Annotated in this window: 15 protein-coding genes and 3 pseudogenes; 11 read left to right on the top strand and 7 right to left on the bottom strand. The window is 70.0% G+C overall.

What is annotated here, in order from left to right; genetic code table 11:
• Positions 1 to 942: 942 nt before the first annotated feature.
• The 3 genes and pseudogenes from IEY89_RS40345 to IEY89_RS41640 all read left to right on the top strand — a co-directional run.
• Positions 943 to 1473 (top strand): annotated as a pseudogene (locus tag IEY89_RS40345) (ice-binding family protein); the annotation flags it as partial.
• A 169-nt stretch (positions 1474 to 1642) separates the two neighbouring features.
• Positions 1643 to 2536, top strand: a complete 894-nt coding sequence (locus tag IEY89_RS40350; protein ID WP_229695037.1) for a hypothetical protein — start codon at positions 1643 to 1645, stop codon at positions 2534 to 2536.
• Positions 2533 to 2709 carry an LAETG motif-containing sortase-dependent surface protein gene (locus IEY89_RS41640; protein WP_308437415.1) on the top strand — a complete coding sequence of 59 codons (177 nt, stop codon included), beginning with the start codon at positions 2533 to 2535 and terminating at the stop codon, positions 2707 to 2709. Before IEY89_RS40350 ends, IEY89_RS41640 begins: the two co-directional genes overlap by 4 nt.
• Before the next feature lie 121 nt (positions 2710 to 2830).
• Here IEY89_RS41640 and IEY89_RS02445 read toward each other — a convergent pair.
• From IEY89_RS02445 to IEY89_RS02465, 5 genes and pseudogenes are all read right to left on the bottom strand, one after another.
• Positions 2831 to 3112, bottom strand: a pseudogene (locus IEY89_RS02445) (IS30 family transposase); the annotation flags it as partial.
• Positions 3113 to 3253: 141 nt separating this feature from the next.
• The gene (locus IEY89_RS02450) at positions 3254 to 4843 is read right to left on the bottom strand and encodes a S8 family peptidase (RefSeq protein ID WP_189145519.1); all 1590 of its coding nucleotides are present in this window, start codon (positions 4841 to 4843) and stop codon (positions 3254 to 3256) included.
• 615 nt (positions 4844 to 5458) lie between these two features.
• Entirely contained in the window at positions 5459 to 5770 is a 312-nt protein-coding gene (locus IEY89_RS02455; protein ID WP_229695012.1) for an SH3 domain-containing protein, read from the bottom strand.
• A 249-nt stretch (positions 5771 to 6019) separates the two neighbouring features.
• Positions 6020 to 6466: a peptidoglycan-binding domain-containing protein gene (locus IEY89_RS02460; RefSeq protein WP_189145520.1), complete on the bottom strand. Its 447-nt coding sequence runs from the start codon at positions 6464 to 6466 to the stop codon at positions 6020 to 6022.
• Between the two features lie 50 nt (positions 6467 to 6516).
• Positions 6517 to 6963: a peptidoglycan-binding domain-containing protein gene (locus IEY89_RS02465; RefSeq protein WP_189145521.1), complete on the bottom strand. Its 447-nt coding sequence runs from the start codon at positions 6961 to 6963 to the stop codon at positions 6517 to 6519.
• A gap of 395 nt (positions 6964 to 7358) precedes the next feature.
• On the opposite strand from IEY89_RS02465, the gene IEY89_RS02470 reads away from it, so the two are divergent.
• The 7 genes and pseudogenes from IEY89_RS02470 to galK all read left to right on the top strand — a co-directional run bounded on the left by IEY89_RS02470 (position 7359) and on the right by galK (position 17299).
• Positions 7359 to 9164 carry an ABC-F family ATP-binding cassette domain-containing protein gene (locus IEY89_RS02470; RefSeq protein WP_189145522.1) on the top strand — a complete coding sequence of 602 codons (1806 nt, stop codon included), beginning with the start codon at positions 7359 to 7361 and terminating at the stop codon, positions 9162 to 9164.
• A gap of 263 nt (positions 9165 to 9427) precedes the next feature.
• Positions 9428 to 11209 (top strand): PQQ-binding-like beta-propeller repeat protein, encoded by a 1782-nt coding sequence (locus IEY89_RS02475; RefSeq protein ID WP_189145523.1) that lies wholly within the window; start codon positions 9428 to 9430, stop codon positions 11207 to 11209.
• 58 nt (positions 11210 to 11267) lie between these two features.
• The gene (locus tag IEY89_RS02480; protein ID WP_189145524.1) at positions 11268 to 12890 is read left to right on the top strand and encodes an outer membrane protein assembly factor BamB family protein; all 1623 of its coding nucleotides are present in this window, start codon (positions 11268 to 11270) and stop codon (positions 12888 to 12890) included.
• Between the two features lie 262 nt (positions 12891 to 13152).
• Positions 13153 to 13869, top strand: a complete 717-nt coding sequence (locus IEY89_RS02485; protein WP_189145525.1) for a helix-turn-helix transcriptional regulator — start codon at positions 13153 to 13155, stop codon at positions 13867 to 13869.
• Positions 13870 to 14075: 206 nt separating this feature from the next.
• Positions 14076 to 15137, top strand: a complete 1062-nt coding sequence (galT, locus tag IEY89_RS02490) for a galactose-1-phosphate uridylyltransferase (protein ID WP_189145526.1) — start codon at positions 14076 to 14078, stop codon at positions 15135 to 15137.
• Positions 15134 to 16096 carry a UDP-glucose 4-epimerase GalE gene (gene galE / locus IEY89_RS02495; protein ID WP_189145527.1) on the top strand — a complete coding sequence of 321 codons (963 nt, stop codon included), beginning with the start codon at positions 15134 to 15136 and terminating at the stop codon, positions 16094 to 16096. Before galT ends, galE begins: the two co-directional genes overlap by 4 nt.
• A 59-nt stretch (positions 16097 to 16155) precedes the next feature.
• Positions 16156 to 17299: pseudogene (galK, locus tag IEY89_RS02500) on the top strand (galactokinase).
• A 30-nt stretch (positions 17300 to 17329) separates the two neighbouring features.
• Here galK and IEY89_RS02505 read toward each other — a convergent pair.
• Positions 17330 to 17695 (bottom strand): YybH family protein, encoded by a 366-nt coding sequence (locus IEY89_RS02505; protein ID WP_189145528.1) that lies wholly within the window; start codon positions 17693 to 17695, stop codon positions 17330 to 17332.
• 105 nt (positions 17696 to 17800) lie between these two features.
• Between IEY89_RS02505 and IEY89_RS02510 the strand changes: the two genes are divergently transcribed.
• Positions 17801 to 18676, top strand: a complete 876-nt coding sequence (locus tag IEY89_RS02510) for a LysR family transcriptional regulator (RefSeq protein ID WP_189145529.1) — start codon at positions 17801 to 17803, stop codon at positions 18674 to 18676.
• A gap of 35 nt (positions 18677 to 18711) precedes the next feature.
• On the opposite strand, the gene IEY89_RS02515 is transcribed toward IEY89_RS02510, so the two are convergent.
• The gene (locus tag IEY89_RS02515) at positions 18712 to 19623 is read right to left on the bottom strand and encodes a sulfotransferase family protein (RefSeq protein WP_189145530.1); all 912 of its coding nucleotides are present in this window, start codon (positions 19621 to 19623) and stop codon (positions 18712 to 18714) included.
• Positions 19624 to 19676 lie beyond the last annotated feature (53 nt).

A 19676-nucleotide genomic window follows, 5' to 3' on the forward strand; every position in this document is an offset into this window, starting at 1 on the left:
GGGCCGTTGCAACACATGTGATCAACTGGCTGTGGCCAGGAGCTCAGAGAGACGCTCGGCTGGGGTTTCCCAGTCGAGCGTTTTGCGTGGTCGGCCGTTGAGTTCGGCGGCGACGGCAGCGACGGCGTCGAGGTTGGCGGTACGCAGGACAAGCGTCAGGAGCCGGGCACGGGCCGCGAAGCGCAGGAGCACCAGCGCCCAGCGCCCCGGAGACCCCGCGCACCCCCAGCCAGGCGGGTCGTCCCGCGAGCAGGGGCAGAAGCAGGGCCAGAAGGAGACCGCGCGTCGCCGCGAGGACGACCTGCTGCGCGAAGAGGACCTGCACGACGAGAACCTTGACCAGAGCAGCACGCGCCCAGAGCCCGCCGGTCCGCAGTCATCCCGGCCGGGCTCTTTCGCGTCCCGTCCGACGCCGGCCTTGAGGCCCGCAGTCGCACACGCTGTCGACGTCACGGTTCGCGGCGGTCCGCCCACCCGGCAGGACGGCAAGTGCGCCACACCTCCCACGGGCGGCCCGCCGCAATGGGGTGCGGCCGGTTCCTGACGTCACGTCACTCGCATAGGTTATTTTTTCTGATTTACGGCCTATTACTATGAAATATGCGTGACTACTCCCGCATGACGGCGTATCACTACCTCTCGGGCAGGGAGTCGCTCTCGGTCCCCCCCCCGCAGGGGGAGCCTGCGCACCGGCGCAAATGGAGGGGCTTGCGGCCCTGAACAGCCATCGTCGTGGACGCTCGGGATCCTCCTGAGGGGACCGAGACCCGAAGCAACAAGAAAGGTCATGCTGTGGCATCGGACGTCATCCGGTCGGGTCCACCCGACAGAAGACCTAGACGCAATCTGTTCAGACGGGGAGCCCTCGTACTGCTCCCCGCAGCGCTCCTGGCGGCGGTAACCCTGGGGGTCCCAAACCTCGCTCGCGCCCTGGAAGCCCCCGTGGGACTGGGGACCGCCACCAACTACGCGGTCCTGGCCGGCTCGACGATCACCAATACGAACCCCACCGTCATCAACGGAGACCTCGGGCTTCATCCGGGCACCGCGGTGACCGGCTTTCCGCCCGGCATCGTCAACGGAACGCAGCACATCACCGACGCCGCCGCCGCTCAGGCGAAGTCCGACCTCGTCATCGCCTACAACGACGCGGCGAGCCGGGGACCCGGCACCGCCACTTCGGCCGACATCGGCGGACAAACGCTGGCGCCTGGCGTCTACACGGCCTCGTCGACACTGAACATCACCGGAACGGTCACTCTCGACGGCCAGAACAACCCCGACGCCGTCTTCATCTTCCAGATCCCCTCCACCCTGATCACGGCTCCGGGCAGCGTCGTGGCCTTCATCAACGGAGCAAATGCCTGCAACGTGTTCTGGCAGGTGGGCAGTTCCGCCACCATCGACACGACTTCCCAGTTCAAGGGCAACATCCTGGCCCTGACATCCATCACGCTGAACAACGGCGCCGTGATCGAGGGCCGCGCTCTGGCGCGCAATGGCGCGGTCACGCTGGACAACAACACCATTACGAGGGCGGCCTGCGCCGTTGGCCCGCCTGGACCTCCCGGACCGAGCGGGCCTCCCGGACCGACGGGCTCTCCCGGCCCGACAGGCTCTCCCGGCCCGACAGGTGCCCCGGGTGTTCCTGGTGCTCCTGGCCCGACTGGCGCCCCTGGTCCGACTGGCGCCCCTGGTCCGACCGGTAGTCCTGGTGCTCCTGGTCCGACTGGTGCTCCTGGTCCGAACGGTAGCCCTGGTGCGCCCGGTGCTCCTGGTCCGACTGGTGCTCCTGGTCCGAACGGTAGCCCTGGTGCGCCCGGTGCTCCTGGTCCGACTGGTGCTCCTGGCCCGAACGGTAGCCCTGGTGCGCCCGGTGCTCCTGGTCCGGCCGGTGCTCCTGGCCCGAACGGTAGCCCTGGCCCGACTGGTGCTCCTGGCCCGACTGGTGCCCCTGGCCCGACTGGTGCCCCCGGTGCCGCTGGCCCGAATGGCTCCCCGGGTGTTCCCGGTGCGCCTGGTCCGAACGGCAAGCCCGGTGCTCCTGGCCCGACCGGTGCCCCTGGTCCGAACGGCAAGCCCGGCCCCGCCGGCCCCATCGGCTCCCCCGGACCTGCTGGACCCGCCGGACCTGCTGGACCCGCCGGACCTGCTGGACCTGCCGGACCCGCCGGACCCGCCGGACCCGCCGGACCTGCAGGGCCCAAGGGGCCTCGCGGCGACAAGGGCGAAAAGGGTGACTCGGGCGATCACGATCACGACCACGGTCACCACGGCGAAGGCGATGAGGGCGAGCACGGTCACGGCGACGACCACGGCAAGCCTGACCACGGTCACGGCGACGACCACGGCAAGCCTGGCCACGGTCACGACGATCAGGGCGATGAGGGCGACCACGGCAAGCCCGGCCACGGTCAGGACGTCCACGACCAGGGCAAGCCCCCGTGGGCCGACTTCCTGCCAGGCGGCCTCGACGATGCTCTGGGCCACATCGGTTCCGGCCACACAGCCAAGAGCGTCAACTTGGCCCCCGTGAGCGCCGCCACCGGCCAGCCGTCGAAGGAGGCGTCGCCAGACCTCGCCGCGACCGGCTCAAGCAGCGAGACCGGCATCATGGCCGCTACTGCGGCCGCGCTGGCATTCATTGGAGGTGCGGCCTTCTTCGCCATGAAGCGGACCCGGCGGGGTACAGCAACCCGACAGGACTAGCCCATCGCAGGCAGGGGTTGAAGCTCGATCAACCACATATGCCGTCCGGTCCGCCGTTCGGCCACTGAGCCCCTGGACATATGGCGAATGCGAGAGGTCGTTGCAACACGTGGTCGGTTGATCAGGCCGCGAGCAGTTCCGACAGGCGCTCGGCTGGGGTTTCCCAGCCGAGCGCTTTGCGTGGGCGGCTGTTGAGTTCGGCGGCGGCTGCGTCCAGGTGCTTGCGGGTGTGGACGGACAGGCCGGTGCCCTTGGAGAAGTACTGCCGGAGCAGGCCGTTGGTGTTCTCGTTGGAGCCGCGCTGCCAGGGACTGGCCGGGTTGCAGAGGTGGACCGGGATGTCGGTGGCGATGGTGAACGCCTGGTAGGCGGCCATCTCCGAGCCCTGGTCCCAGGTGAGGGAAGGCCCAGGAGGAGGCGGCGCCTCCTGGTAGATCGGAGGCGCCGCCCTTTTCCGGCCGACGTTCGCGTGTGAACCGTTACCTCGAAGGCCATCGCGCCCCCTGAGCTGGGGTGACTCAGCAGGCCAGAAAGGTCAGCAGACTCAGAACGTGAGCTTCCAGCTGTTGATGTAGCCGGTGTCGGCGCTGTAGACGTCCTGGACCTTGAGCTGCCAGGTCCCGTTGACGCTGGTCTCGCTGGACGCGTCGACCGTGTAGGTGGCGTCGACGTTGTCGGTGGAGTCCGAGGAACTGCTGCTCTTCAGGCGGTAGGTGGAGCCGTCCGGTGCGACCAGGTCGATGACGAGGTCACCGCGGTAGGTGTGCACGATGTTGACGTACACGGACAGGTCGCTGGGCGCGCTGCCGGTGATGCCGCTGACGGTGATCGGCGAGTAGACGGCCGATCCGGCGTCCGTGATGGTCACGTCGGTGGTCGACTCGAAGGCGGTGCCGGTGTCGCCACCGTCGTCGTCCTCGCCGCTGGGGGTGACCTGGAGCAGCAGGTTGGGGCTGCCGGTGCCGACGCCGGTGAGGGTGGAACCGGAGGCGGCCGAGGTCAGCGCGGTGGTGACCTGGGCGGGCGTGGCGCCGGGGTTCTCGCCCAGGTAGACGGCCGCCGCGCCGGCGACGTGCGGGGACGCCATCGACGTACCGGAGAGCGAGGCGGTGGCGGTGTTCGACGTGTTGTACGTCGACGTGATGCTGGAGCCCGGCGCGAAGAGGTCCAGTGCGGAGCCGTAGTTGGAGAACGAGGACCGCGCGTCGGCACTCGTGCTGGAGCCCACCGTGATCGCGGACGCGACGCGGGCCGGGGAGTTCGAGGACGCGGTGGTGTTGTCGTTGCCGGCGGCCACGGCGTAAGTGACGCCCGAGGCGATGGAGTTGGCGACGGCCTCGTCCAGTACGGCGTCCGCGCTGCCGCCGAGCGACATGTTGGCGACGGCCGGGCTGACGTGGTTCGCGGTCACCCAGTCGATACCGGCGACGACCTGGTCGGTGGTCCCCGACCCCGAGTCGTCGAGCACGCGCACGGCGACGATCTTGGCGGCCTTGGCGACACCGTACGTGGCACCGGCGACGGTCCCGGCGACATGCGTACCGTGCCCGTTGCCGTCACCCGCGCTGGTGTCGCCGTCGATGGCGTCGTAGCCGTAGGAGGCCCGTCCGCCGAAGTCGGTGTGGGTGATCCGTACACCGGTGTCGATGACGTAGGCGGTCACGCCGCTGCCCGCGCCGGCCGGGTAGGTGTAGGCGGAGTCGAGCGGCAGATCGGCCTGGTCGATGCGGTCGAGCCCCCAAGTGGGGCCGGTCTGCGTGTCGTTGATGTGCAGGGTCTTGTTCTGCACGACCTTCGCGACGGCGGGGTCGGCGGCGAGCCGCTCGGCCTCGGCCTCGGTCATCTCGGTCGCGTACCCGTTGAGGGCCGACGTGTAGGTCCGCTCGACCTCGGCACCGTAGCGGGTGGCGAGCGCCCTGCCCTTGCTGGAGGCGGCCCGGAAACCGGCGCTGTCCTTGAGGGTGACGATGTAGCTGTCCTTGATGGCGCCTTCGGCGTCGGCGCCCTGGATCACCCCGACGGGCGGGGTGGCCGCGGCGGCGGGCGAGACGGCGGCGCCACCGAGAGCGAACGCGGAGGCGACGGCGGCGAGCGCGGCGAGCCTGCCGCGTCTGGGGCGCCCGGCGGTGGACATGCGTGTGGGGGAGTGCGGTACGGACACGGGGTGGTTCCCCTCTTGTTCGAGGTGCACGAGTGGTACGGGGACGTGTGGGGGGTGAGGGGGGTGGCGTCTCCGTGGGCACACCGTGACGGAATTGAAGGGATCACGTCAATGAGGGGAATCCCTACGTCCGGGTAATGGGCGGTGCGAGAGGTGGGGCGATGGGCAGATGTGACCCCAACTGGGCTTGTTCACAGGCTTGTTGGTGGTGCGGCGGCATGGTCGCCACCCTGGCCGCGCAGGCCGAGGACGCCCTCGACCGCGCGGGAAGACGCTGACGAAAACGACCTCATTCACTCCGCAGGTAGGCTCCCGCGCGCGCTGCGGCTGCGGCGGCCTGGTCGGCGGCGGCTTCGCCGAGGCGGTCGCCGGTGGTCAGCAGGCGGTAGTAGAGGGGGGGCGGAGACGGCGCGGATGAGCAGCTGGAGCGGGCAAGGTGCGCCACGTGCCGAGGGCGGCTGCTACGGCTCAGGTCGCCCTCGGCAGGTGTTCTTGCGGCTCAGTCCTCGCCCACGCCCACGCCCACACGACGCGGGTGGCCGCCGGGCGCCGGGTCGTCATGTCCGGCTGATGTCCGGCTGTCGGTGGTCAGAAGCCGCAGTAGGCCATGCTGCCGAAGTCACTGAGAACGTCGGTCCGCAGCCAGCCTTGTACGCCGGTGCGGGTATTCCGAGCGTATGTCCAGGCCATCGTGGTGCCCTGTGAATCCTGCGCGCCCCAGGTGTAGCAGTGGTAGTCCAGCGCGTCTCCGGAGTAGGCCAGCCCGTTGCTGGAACACCCGGTGCTGGAGCCGGAACGCATGTGGGCACCGTTCGCCGTGCCACGCCACGCGCCGCCGTCCCGGTCGGGTGCGGTTCTCCCGCAGCCCGCGTACGCCTGAGCGCCACTCGCGGTTGCCACTGGAGTGATCACAGCCGCCGCCAGGGTGAGAGCTGCTGCAAGTGCGCGGTATTTGGAGAGTTCGGCCCTCATCGATGCACGTACCTTTCGGATGGGATTACCGTTTTTCCTGCCGTGCGGCAGCAAATGCTGGTGAGAAAGGGTCCGTAGTCGGTCGACTACCGTGCTTCAGTGCGGAAGGCGCGGCTGAAGGAAGCGGGACGGCCGGATCCCCGGCACTGCCCGAGCAGGCCGCACCCGCGGTTCGGCCTAGCAGTAGTTCGTGTTGTTGAAGCTCGCGAAAGCGGACCTTGTCCGCGCTCCGGCGACCCCGTCGACGCTGACGTCCAGCCAGTTCTGCAGCGCCTTGATCGTTGAGGTCCCGACGACGCCGTCCACGACGAGTCTGCCGTCGACGTATTCGCCGTAGTAGTTGAAGAAATTCTGGGCCGCCTTCCAGCTGCTGGTGCCCAGCTGTCCGTCGATCGTGCCGGGGTTGAAGCCCCATCCACGCAGCCAGCACTGCCAGTGCTTGGCCTGGGTCGTGTTCAGGCCGAGGTTGTTCACCGCGAGGACGGAGACGCCCTGGGCTCTGGCCGCAGGCTTGGCAGTCGGCTGGGACGCCGCGAAGCCGGCACTCGCGCCGGCCAGGCTCCCCGCGGCGATCCCGATGACGGCAGCAACGCTTACAACGGTCCTCGTCGGAGAAACTCGCACTGTTTTCTCTTTCCTGTTGGTTTTTGTCAGGGTGGTGGGTGTGGTGCGGATCAGGCGGATCGCAGGACGCGCCAGGTCTGCGGGCCGACGATGCCGTCGACGCTGATGGGACTCACGTCGCGGTTCCAGTCGGCCTGCAGGCTCCGCACCGCGCTCTTGGTGGCGGCGCCGTAGTCACCGTCCACGGCCAGGTCCGGCCCGTTGTACGAGACGTGGCTGTTCACCAGGCACTGGATCTCACGGACGCTGTTGCCGGCGTCGCCCTGCTGGACCACCGTGTTCCAGGCCCAGCTGTAGCCCGCGGTGAAGCCGGAGTACCCGCCACTGGTCTTCCAGCGGAGGGAACAGGCTGCGGCGGCGGAGACGGAAGGCTGTGCGGCCCAGGCCGCGGTCGGAGCGGCGGCGGCGGAAGGCTGTGCGGCCCAGGCCGCGGTCGGAGCGCCGGCCAGCAGCGCGGCCACGGCGGTGGTGGTCGCCGCGAGCATACGGATGCGCATGGGTGGTTCCCCCTGTCGGTCATGCTGTCGGTCGTGGTTGTGCGGTCGTGATCGCGGTCTCCCGCAATCAGGGGGAGCCTTCCAGGAGCGGGGCATGAGGGCGTTCACCGCTGGGTTGACTTTCCGGGTAAACCACGGCGGTAGTTCCCAGCGCTCTCAACCCCACGTGGTAGGCCCACGGTGGGGCTCCGGAACTCAGCCGCTGTCGTCTACGGACGTCGGGGAGGTCACGAGCAACTCGTCCGGGCCCCAGGTGACCAGTTGCACGGGATGGCCGCCCTCGCTGAGCACCGAACCGAGACCGCCCGAACCGGACGCCCGGCGACTGCGCCGAAGCCCTGCCCCCACCCGCCCACTACCCTGGAAGGTCGACCCACCCCCATCTCAGGAGCGAAATGGCCGTCAACCTCGTCAATGTCGAGAACGTCAGCAAGGTGTACGGGACCCGTGCCCTGCTCGACGGGATCTCGCTCGGGGTGTCCGAGGGGGACCGGATCGGGGTCGTGGGTCGTAATGGCGACGGCAAGACCACCCTCATCCGGATGCTCGCCAAGCTGGAGGAGGCCGACACCGGGCGCGTCACCCACTCCGGCGGCCTGCGTCTCGGCGTACTCACCCAGCACGACTCCCTGGACCCCGCCGCCACCGTCCGCCACGAGGTCATCCGGGACATGGCGGACCACGAGTGGGCCGGGAACTCCAAGATCAGGGACGTACTCACCGGGCTCTTCGGCGGACTCGACCTGCCCGGGTTCCCGCAGGGCCTCGACACCGTCATCGGGCCCCTCTCCGGTGGCGAGCGGCGCCGGATCGCGCTCGCCAAGCTGCTCATCGACGAGCCCGACCTGATCGTTCTCGACGAGCCCACCAACCACCTCGACGTCGAGGGCATCTCCTGGCTCGCCCGGCATCTGCGCGAGCGCCGCTCCGCGCTCGTCTGCGTCACCCACGACCGGTGGTTCCTCGACCAGGTCTGCACCCGCATGTGGGACGTGCAGAAGGGCGATGTGTACGAGTACGAGGGCGGCTACACCGACTACGTCTTCGCCCGCGCCGAACGCGAGCGCATCGCCGCCACCGAAGAGGTCAAGCGGCAGAACCTCGTCCGCAAGGAGCTGGCCTGGCTGCGGCGCGGGGCGCCCGCCCGGACGTCCAAGCCGCGCTTCCGCGTCGAGGCCGCCAACGAGCTGATCGCCGACGTACCGCCGCCCCGGGACACCAGCGAGCTGATGAAGTTCGCCTCGACCCGCCTCGGCAAGACCGTGTTCGACCTTGACGACGTGACCGTGCAGGCCGGGCCGAAGGTGCTCCTCAAGCACCTCACCTGGCAGCTCGGCCCCGGTGACCGCATCGGGCTCGTCGGGGTCAACGGTGCCGGCAAGACCTCCCTCCTGCGTGCCATGGCCGAGGCCGCCCGCAGCGGGGGCGAGACGCAGCCCGCCGCCGGGCGGGTCGCGGTCGGCAAGACCGTCAAGCTCGCCTATCTCTCCCAGGAGGTCGGCGAGCTCGACCCGAACCTGCGGGTGCTGGAGGCCGTGCAGCAGATCCGGGACCGGGTCGACCTCGGCAAGGGGCGCGAGCTGACCGCCGGGCAGCTGTGCGAGACGTTCGGGTTCGGGAAGGAGAAGCAGTGGACCCCGGTCGGGGACCTCAGCGGTGGTGAGCGGCGGCGCCTGCAGATCCTGCGTCTGCTCATGGACGAGCCCAACGTCCTCTTCCTCGACGAGCCCACCAACGACCTCGACATCGAGACCCTCACCCAGCTCGAAGACCTCCTGGACGGCTGGCCGGGCTCCATGGTGGTCATCTCCCACGACCGGTTCTTCATCGAGCGGACCACCGACCGCGTCTTCGCCCTCCTCGGCGACGCCGCCCTCCGGATGCTGCCGCGCGGCATCGACGAGTACCTGGAGCGGCGCAGGCGGATGGAGGAGGTGGCCGCAGCCGCCGTACCGGTTCCCGCCGCCAAGGCCGTCGCCGAGAAGAGCGCCGCCGACACCCGCGCGGCCAAGAAGGAACTCCAGAAGATCGAGCGGCAGTTGGACAAGATGTCCGAGCGGGTGAGCAAGCTGCACACCCAGATCGCCGACAACGCCACCGACTTCGAGAAGGTCGCCAAGCTCGACGCCGAACTGCGCGAACTCTCCGGCGAGCGCGATGACTTGGAGCTGCGGTGGCTGGAACTCGCGGACGAGGCATAGCCGCCGTACGGGCGGACGCGCGGGAACCGTGAAACTCGCAGACAGGGTGTGAAGGGCGCGTGAACGCGCATAACGGGGGTATCACGGGCGGGTTCGCCCTTGGGAACAGAGGTGTCCAGGGGCGGATACAGTCCGGTGAGGGGTAGCCGCGGAGTGGTAGAAAGAGCCCTCTGAGAACTCCCCGAGTACCTCCCGCGTGCGTCCGCGCACCGATCGCGTACCTCGGGGCGTGGCTAAAAATCAGCTGAAGGGGGAACGTGCTGATGACCCAGCCGCCCAGCCAACAACCGCCCCAGGGACCGCCCCAGGGCGGCTTCGGCCCACCGCCGGAGACTCCGCAGCCAGAGGCGCCAGGGGCGCAGGGATCGCCGTACGGGGCCCCGCCGCCCCTGCCGCCGGCCCCGCCCACGCCCCAGCCGGGGTACGGCTATCCGCAGCAGCCCGGCCCGTACGCCCAACCGGGCCCGTACGGCGCCCAGCCCGGCCCCTACCCCCAGCAGCCCCCGGCGTACGGGGCGCCCACCCCCGGCTACGGCTACCCGGGCCAGCAGCCCCCGCAGTTCCCCGGCGCCCCCGTACCCCCGCCGCCGCCTTCCCGTAACCCCTTCAAGGGGCGGCCCGCGCTGATGCTCGGGGCGGCCGTCGCCGCGCTGCTCGTCATCGGGGGCACGGTGTACGCCGTCACCAGCGGCGGGGGCGACGACGACAAGCCCGCGGCCGGCGGCACGCAGACCGGTCCCGATCTCTCCGCGCCCCCCTCCAGCACCGGCGACGCCGGTGAGGGCGGCGACGACGCTGGCGGCGGCGCTGCCGGCGCCGACCCCGACAACCTCAACGAGGGGCGCCAGGCCGGCGAGGCGAAGGTGCTCTGGTCCAAGGACGCCCCGGACGCGCCCGCCTCCGGTGCCGAGGCCAACGGCATGTGGATCACCGACAAGGTGGCCGTGAAGGCGGCGTACAAGGAGGTCTTCGCGTTCCGGGTCGGGGACGGGAACACCGCCTGGGGGCCGGTCGCCTTCCCGCAGAAGATCTGTGCCGTCACTCCGCAGAAGTCGGCCGACGACAAGATCGTGATCGCCTACATGAGCGGCGCCAGTGATCGCGCCAAGTGCAACAAGCTCCAGGTGCTCGACGTGAACACCGGGGCGAAGGGCTGGAGCGGCGAGGTCGCCGACGGGGCGCTGTTCGACAGCGCGCTCAGCGTCGAGCTGACGCTCACCGGGACGACCCTGATGGTCGGGCGCTCGCAGTCCGGCACGGCGTACGACCTGAAGACCGGCGCCAAGCTGTTCGACAAGGTGAGGTACGGGGCCGCCTGCTTCCCCGCCGCCTTCGCCGGCGGCGCCCGGCTGATCGTCGTGTCGTCCTGCGGGGCGTCCACCTCCACGGAGCACGACGAGGTGCAGGAGCTGGACCCGAAGACCGGTGCGGCCAAGTGGACCCGGCCGATCCCCAAGGGCTGGACGGTCGGGCGCGCGTACTCCGTCGACCCTGTCGTCCTCTACCTCACCAACAAGGACAAGAAGTCGTGGAACATCTCCACGCTCAAGGCCGACGGCAGCTTCCGTTCCGAGGTCTCCGTCGACGAGTCCTTCGCACCCGTGTGCGGCTGGGCGATCCTCGAACGTGACCTCCAGGGCTGCCAGGGCGTCACCACCGACGCCGAGACCCTCTATCTGCCGACCAAGGCGACCACCGGCGCCAACGAGATCGTCGCGATCAACCTGGCCACCGGCAAGGAGAAGTGGCGCGCCAAGTCACCGGCCGACGAGTCGATGATGCCGCTGAAGGTCGAGGGCGCCCAGCTCATCGCCTATGTGGAGCCGTCGTACGACGCCGGCGGCCAGGTCGTGTCGATCCCCGTCACCGGCAGCGGCCACACCCCGACGACGCTCCTGAAGAACCCGGCGGCAGCGGCCGACGTCGAGAACGGCTTCTACTCCAGGGCGTACGACTGGGTCGACGGCCGCTTCTATCTCTCCACCACCCGACTGAGCGGCAGGGACGAGCTGAAGGAGAAGCTGATGCTCGCCTACGGCAAGTGAGGCGCCCTCTCCTTCTTCGTCTCCCCGTCCCCTCCTCCGCTCCCGAGGTACCCACGTCATGACCCAGCCGCCGCCCCCGCCCAACCAGCCCCCTCAGCCTCCCCCGGGCTACGGCTATCCCCAGGCCGGCCCGAACCCGTACGCGCAGCAGCCCCAGCCGCCGCAGGGTCCTCCCGGTTACGGCTGTCCGCAGCAGCCGCAGCCCGCCTACCCGACTCAACCTCCCACGCCCACAAGGAAGTTGAACGCACAGGCGGTCATCATCGTGTCGGCCGTCGCCGCGATCGCGCTGATCATCGGCGGCGGTGTCTGGTACTCCTCCTCCAAGGACGGCCGGAGCGACGCCAAGAACACGGGCTCCGGCACGACCGGCGGCACCACCGAGGGAACCACCGGGGGATCCGGCGGCAGCGGCGGTACGGACAAGGCGCCCGCGAACACCGCCTCCAAGGTCCTCTTCCAGCTCCCCGAGCCCGCCGTCGGCGCCGACGAGAACAGCGTCACCGTCGTCGGGTCCTGGCTCACCGACACGGTGTACGCCAAGAGCGGCCGGGCCGAGATCGTCGGATACGACCCCGTGAAGGGCACCAAGCTCTGGACGGTCCCGCTGCCCGGCCCGGTGTGCGCGGCGAGCCGTCACACCACCGCGGACGACAAGACCGCCATCCTGTACGAGCCCGCCAATCCGACCAAGGACAAGCCCTACAACGGCTGTAGCCAGGTCGCGGCGATCGACCTCGTCGCGGGCAAGAAGCTGTGGACCCGCACGGTCAAGTCCGGCGACCAGGCGATCAACCTGGACAACGTGACGGTCAGCGCGAACACGGTCGCCGTCGGCAGCACCAGCGGTGGCGCCGCATTCGACATCACCGGCAAGTCCCTGTGGGCCCCGAAGCCCACCGACTCCTGCTACGACGCGGGCTACGGCGGCGGCGAGAAGCTGGTCGCGGTCCGCAAGTGCGGTGCGTACGACGCGCGGCAGCTGAACATCCAGACCATCGACCCGGTCTCCGGCAAGGTGCTCTCCGAGTACGCGATGGCCAAGGGCATCGAGTACGCCAGCATCGTGTCGACGAACCCGCTCGTCGTGGCCGCCGACATCAACCGCTCCGCGGGCGACGGCAGCGGCATCTCCGACTTCTTCTCCATCGACAACAAGACGGGCCAGCTGCGTACGAAGATCTCGGCGCCCGGCGACAGGTACGCCGCCACCTGCAAGGGCGTCACCAAGATCGAGTACTGCACCCAGCTGGCCGTCGGCAACGACCGGCTGTACCTCCCGACGGAGGAGCACGACGGCACCGGCGAGTACAGCAGGACCAACGAGATCGTGGCCTTCGACCTCGCCACCGGCAGGCAGGACGGCGGGCGGGCCGACGCGGGCGAGGGCTACACGATCGCGCCGCTGACCATGGACGACGGCAACGTGATCGCGTACAAGAGCCCGCCCTACGACAAGGGCGGGCAGATCGTCAGCATCGACGGAGGCTCCTTCGAGCAGACGAAGCTGATGGAGAACCCGGCGACGAAGTCGGTGCGCCAGGTCGAGTCCAGCATGCGGCCCGAGTACGCCGAGCTCATCTACGCCGACGGACGCCTCTACATGTCCCAGGTCTACGCCCGCAAGCCCTCCACCACGGGGGAGACCAGGTACCTGGCGATCGCGTACGGCACGAAGTGAACACGATCGACTGATCGCCGACCGCCGCGTTGACGGCCCCGTCCCTGCTCAGGGGCGGGGCCGTGCACGTACTACTCATCACCCTCGAATGAGAGGATTTTCCGCGATCCGGGGCACTTCTCTCCGGTAGGGGAAGCGCAACGTCGAACAAGCGTGTAGCTTCCGGGGTCATGAGAAGCGGGGGGAGCCGGGGGGCTCCCGTCCGTGGGGACCAATGGACATCCAGAAGGGACAACCATTGGGGGGACTGGGGGGTGGCTCGATGGGAGTGCGGCTGATGGTGGTCGACGACCACCGACTGCTCGCCGAGGCGCTCGCCTCGGCGTTGAAGCTGCGCGGACACCGCGTGCTCGCCGCGGCGGCGCCCGCCGCGGGCGCGGCGGAACTGGTGATCACGCGCGCGCCGGAGGTGTGCCTGCTGGGCACGGCGACCCCGGCCGAGCCGGGCATGTTCGACCCGGTCGTGCGGATCAAGCGCGAGCGCCCGCAGGTGGCGGTCGTGGTGCTGGGCCCGGTGCCCAACCCGCGCGGAATCGCCGCCGCCTTCGCCGCGGGAGCTTCCGGGTACGTACGTCACGACGAGCGCATAGAAGGCGTCGAGCGCGCCATCATGAAGGCCAGGGCGGGCGAGGCCGCGGTCGCTCCGCAGCTGCTCCAGGGCGCGTTCAGCGAACTGCTCAACCCCGCCGCCCAGCCCGACGACGAGGGCCAGCGCCTCCTCCAGATGCTCACCCCGAGGGAGGTCGAGGTCCTGGTCCGGGTCGCCGACGGCGAGGACACCCGCCTGATCGCGGCCGGCATGGGGATCGCGCCCAGTACGGCCCGTACGCATGTGCAGCGGGTGCTGATGAAGCTGGGGGTCGGGTCGAGGCTGGAGGCGGCGGCGCTGGCGGCCCGTACGGGACTGCTGGACCGGGCGGGTCCGGTGCATCCGCACTCACCGCCCTCGCCGCTCGCACCTCCCGGACCGGACTTCTGACGACGGCGTACATCCTCACGTTTCGGACCGCGGAGCCGGAGTTCCCGTGAACTCCGGCTCCGCGGACGTTCTACGGCTCGCCTGGGTGTACCGATGGTTGTGGATTTATGATTTGATGTGTTCGGTTCTGTTTGAAGCTTGGCTTCGCTTGTCTTGGCATGACGTGGCTTGTAATGGCTGGTTTGGGTACGGATGGAGAGTCCGGCGTGAAGAAGACCTCGACGAGGCTCGCCGACGGTCGTGAGCTCATCTACTACGACCTGCGCGACGACACAGTGCGCGACGCGGTGGACCGGCGCCCCCTGGAGCGCACGGTCACCACGTCGCAGGTACGCCGGGACCCGCTGCTCGGCGACGAGGTGGCGATCGCCTCCCACCGCCAGGGCCGCATCTACCACCCCCCGGCCGACGAGTGCCCCCTCTGCCCGACCGAGGGCGACCGGCTGAGCGAGATCCCGGACTCGTCGTACGACGTGGTCGTCTTCGAGAACCGCTTCCCCTCCCTGGCCGGCGACTCGGGGCGCTGCGAGGTCGTCTGCTTCACCTCCGACCACAACTCGTCCTTCGCCGACCTCACCGAGGAGCAGACGCGCCTGGTCCTGGAGGCGTGGACCGACCGGACGTCGGAGCTGTCGCACCTGCCCGCCGTCCAGCAGGTGTTCTGCTTCGAGAACCGCGGCGCCGAGATCGGTGTCACCCTCGGTCACCCGCACGGCCAGATCTACGCGTACCCCTTCACCACGCCCCGCACGGCCCTGATGCTCCGCTCGGTGGCCGCGCACAAGGAGGCGACGGGCGGCGAGAACCTCTTCGACGCGATCATGGAGAAGGAACTGGCGGGCGAGCGCCTCGTGCTGGCGACCGACCACTGGGTGGCCTTCGTGCCGTACGCCGCCCACTGGCCGTACGAGGTGCACCTCTACCCGCGCCGCCGGGTGCCGGACCTGCTGGCGCTCGACGAGGAGGCCCGCACAGAATTCTCCCAGGTGTACCTGGAACTCTTGAGGCGCTTCGACCGGATCTTCGGTGAAGGAGAGCCGCCGACGCCGTACATCGCGGCCTGGCACCAGGCGCCGTTCGGCACGCTGGACGAGTTCGAGGGCGTCAACCGCGACGACTTCGGACTCCACCTGGAGCTTTTCACCATTCGCCGTACTTCCGGCAAGCTGAAGTTCCTCGCGGGCTCCGAGTCGGGGATGAGCGTGTTCATCAACGACATCCAGCCGGAATCCGCGGCCCAGCGACTGCGAGAGGTAGCGAGTTCATGAGCGGTAAGTACCTGGTCACCGGTGGTGCGGGCTATGTCGGCGGGGTGGTCGCCCAGCACCTGCTGGAGGCCGGCCACGAGGTCGTCGTCCTCGACAACCTCTCGACGGGCTTCCGGGAGGGCGTCCCGGCAGGTGCCACGTTCGTGGAGGGCGACATCAAGGACGCCGCCAAGTGGCTCGACTCCTCGTTCGATGGCGTCCTCCACTTCGCGGCCTCCTCCCAGGTCGGCGAGTCGGTCGTCAAGCCCGAGAAGTACTGGGACAACAACGTCGGCGGCTCGATGGCGCTGCTCACGGCGATGCGCGAGGCCGGCGTACGCAAGCTGGTCTTCTCCTCGACCGCCGCGACGTACGGCGAGCCGGAGACGACCCCGATCGTCGAAACGGCCCGCACGTCCCCGACGAACCCCTACGGCGCCTCGAAGCTGGCCGTCGACCACATGATCACCAGCGAGGCGACGGCCCACGGCCTCGCCGCCGTGTCGCTGCGCTACTTCAACGTGGCCGGCGCGTACGCCACCCAGGGCGAGCGCCACGACCCCGAGTCCCACCTGATCCCCCTGGTCCTCCAGGTCGCCCAGGGCAAGCGGGACGCGATCTCGGTCTACGGCGAGGACTACCCGACCCCGGACGGCACCTGCGTACGGGACTACATCCACGTCGCCGACCTGGCCGACGCCCACCTGCTGGCCCTCGCGTCCGCGACGGCGGGCGAACACCTGATCTGCAACCTCGGCAACGGCGAGGGCTTCTCGGTCCGCGAGGTCGTCGAGACGGTGCGCCGGGTCACCGGGCACCCGATCCCGGAGGTCGTGGCCCCGCGCAGGGGTGGCGACCCGGCGGTCCTGGTCGCCTCCGCCGACCGCGCCCGCACCCGCCTCGGCTGGAACCCGACCCGGTCCGACCTTGCCGGAATCGTCGCGGACGCGTGGGAGTTCGCGCAGCGGCACAGCAAGTAGCAGGTAGCAAGGCCTGCCAGGCCTGGCACGTACGACAGGAAAGGTCAGAGGTAGAGGGCATGACGACTGCGGATGTCGCCGAGGTTTTCGAGGGGCTGTACGGGACGGCACCGGAGGGAGTGTGGGCGGCGCCGGGCCGGGTCAACCTGATCGGCCATGCCCTTCGCCCTCCCGCACACGGCGGTGGCAGCGGTCTCCCGCCGCACGGACGGCGTCGTACGCCTGCACTCGTCGGACGTGGAGGGCGGGGTCGTGGAGCTGCGGGTCGACGCCCTGCTGCCCGAGTCGGACAAGAACTGGACGGCGTACCCGGCGGGCGTGATCTGGGCGCTGCGGGACGCGGGCCACGCGTCGGTATCGGCCGGCGCGGACATCCACCTGACCTCGACGGTACCGACGGGCGCGGGCCTCTCGTCGTCGGCGGCATTGGAGGTCGTGGTCGCCCTTGCCCTGAACGACCTGTACGAACTCGGCCTGGAACGCTGGCAGTTGGCCCGCCTGTGCCAGCGCGCGGAGAACGTGTACGTCGGCGCCCCGACCGGCATCATGGACCAGACGGCGTCGGCATGCTGCACCGCGGGCCACGCGCTCTTCCTCGACACCCGGGACCTCTCCCAGGACCAGATCCCCTTCGACCTGGCGGCCGAGGGCATGCGCCTCCTCGTCGTCGACACCCAGGTCAAGCACTCCCACAGCGAGGGCGAGTACGGCAAGCGCCGGGCGGGCTGCGAACGGGGCGCGGAACTCCTGGAAGTGACCGCGCTGCGGGACGTGGCGTACGAGGACCTGGACGCGGCGCTGACCCGCCTGGCCGACGCGGGCGCCGACGAGGAGGTGCGGCGCCTGGTACGGCACGTGGTGACGGAGGACCACCGCGTCGAGAGGGTGGTGCGGTTGCTGAAGTCCGGCGGCGACACCCGCGCCATCGGCCCGATCCTGACGGAGGGCCACGCCTCCCTCCGCGACGACTTCCGGGTCTCGTGCCCGGAACTCGACCTGGTGGTCGAGGCCGCGGTCGACTCCGGCGCCCTGGGCGCCCGCATGACGGGCGGCGGCTTCGGCGGCTCGGCGATCGTCCTGGTCGAGGCGGAGGACGCGGACCGGGTCGGCAAGGCCGTGGAGGAGGCCTTCGGCGCGGCCGGGTTCACCGCGCCCCGGGTGTTCGCGGCGGTGCCTTCGGCGGGGGCGCGCAGGGTGAAGTGACCGGTTGAAGCGGCCGGTCGACGTAACTGGTCAGCGCGTGGGAGGCGCGAACTCCGGCTGGTCGAGCAGGCGCAGCCAGCTTCCGTCGGGCCGGCGGCGGACGACCTGGGCCCGGGCGCCGGTCCCGTCCTTCGGCGGGGTCGAGGTGAGGGCGATGTCCCCGCTGACCAGCGTCGGCAGCGGCTGCTCCGGTTCGAAGCGGGGACGGTCGGCCAGCACCTTCTCCCACAGCGCGCGGATCGCCTCCCGGCCCACCGTCCGCTCGCCGGGCGGATACGCCAGCACCGCGTCCTCCTCGTAGAGCGCGGCGACCCCGGCCGCGTCACCCGCGTTGGACCGTTCGACGAACAAGCGGGTGATGTCCTCGGGCCGCATGGCCTTCTCGTACTCCGGCACGGTTGCCTCCTGACGGTTCGTGGGGCTGCGGTCTGCTTCCCAGCCTGGTCATCCGGCCGTCAGAAGTCCAACAGATGGTTCTTCTGGAAACTAGAATCGGCAGTCATGGAACTGAGGCAGTTGGAGTACTTCGTCGCCGTCGCCGAAGAGCGGAACTTCACCAGGGCCGCCGAGCGGGTACACATCAGCCAGTCCGGTGTCAGCGCCCAGATCCGCCGACTGGAACATGAACTCGGCGCCGAGCTGTTCGACCGGTCGACGCGCACCGCCACCCTCACCGTCGCGGGAAAGGCCGCGCTCGGACCCGCCCGCGCCGCGCTCGCCGCAGCCGAGGCGGTCGGCCAGGCGGTGGGTGAGGTGACCGACCTGATCCGTGGCCGGCTCACCGTCGGAATGGTCATCGGGTGCACGGTCACACCGCTCTTCGACGCTCTCGCCGCGTTTCACCGGGCCCATCCCGGTGTGGAGATCTCCCTGCTGGAGGACAACTCCGACCGGCTCGTCGAGGGGGTGCGCACCGGCGCCGTCGACCTGGCTCTCATCGGTACCGCGACCGCCACCCCCGACGGGCTCGACGCACTGACGATCATCAGCGAGCGGCTCGTCGTGGCGGTTCCGGCCGGGCACCCCCTGGCGGAACAGCGACGGGTCTCTCTCCGCGACCTGACCGCCCACCCGATCGTCTGTATGCCACCCGGGACCGGCCTGCGCGCGGTGTTCGACCGTGCCTGCGCAGCACAGGACATCCACCCGGCCATCGCGTTGCAGGCCAGCTCCGCGGAGGCCATCGCCGACCTCGCCGCCCGCGGGCTCGGCGTCGCCGTCCTCAGCGAGTCGATGGCCGCGGGCCACCGCGACCGCCTCACCGCCCGCACCATCGACGACGTCGAGACACCGGCCCTGCTCGCCCTGACCTGGAGAGGAACGCCCGGCCCCGCCCTGCGCGAGCTGCTCGTGCACAGCAGCCGGGCGTTCGGCTGACCCCCGCCCTCCCTGGCCCCTACAGGGCTCCGCCCCTACAGGTACCCCCACGTCCGGCACATCTCCCGCAGCACCTCGGGTATCTCCGCGGGTGCCGGAGCCGGCCGCCCCGGCTGGACCCTTCCCGAGCGGATCTTGTCGTTCCAGTCGCCGAAGCCGCCGCCCAGGACCGCGCCCTCCAGGCTGACGCCGTACTCCAGCATGCCGGGCTGCCAGTCCAGCTCCAGGAAGTCGCAGAGGGCGCGGAGCTCGGTGGCGGGGTCGGCGGTGAGGTTCTCGTACGTGAGGATGTGGCCGCCGAGTTTCGCGTGGGCCTCCTCCATCGCCTCCATGTACTGGAGGACCCTGGTCGCCGCCTCCTCGCGGGTGCGGTCGGGGACCGCCTCGTGCCAGGAGCGGGACACCGCGGCCGGGTGGCGGCGCAGGAAGACGAACCGGGCGTCGGGCCAGGTCTCGGCGATGCGCTGCCACTGGAAGGTGTTGCCCGGCGTCTTCTCCACGATGAACGGCTTGCCCGACTTGACCAGTTCCCGGTGCAGGGCGCGGTCCCAGAGCAGGCCCTCCAGGTCCTCGTAGCCGAGGCCGAGTGCCTCGAAGGAGCGCTCCGTGGGGCTGCCCGACGTGAAGTAGACCTCCAGGCCGGTCAGATGCAGCTCGTGCGAGGCGTGCAGCTCGGAGTGGGCGCCCAGCATCATGCGGAGCAGCGTCGAGCCCGAGCGCACGGGGGCCAGCACGAAGACCGGGCGGTCCAGGAGACGGTCCACCTCCGGGTCCACGGGATGCCGGGGCGCGGCCGGCAGCCGGGCCGGCCGCGGCGAACGCGGCTTCGGTACGGCGCCGAGGGTCCCGGGCTCGACGGTCGCGGCGGCCTTCGGCGCGGGGACCCGGCGGATCTGGTAGCCGGTCGTCTCGCCAAGCTTGGAGTTCAGCTTCCGCAGGATGCTCATGGGGCGGCACGTTAGAGCTCTTACCTGAGGCTTGCCTTTGTCTTGCCTGAGAC

This window comes from Streptomyces lacrimifluminis, assembly GCF_014646095.1.
Taxonomy (GTDB): domain Bacteria; phylum Actinomycetota; class Actinomycetes; order Streptomycetales; family Streptomycetaceae; genus Streptomyces; species Streptomyces lacrimifluminis.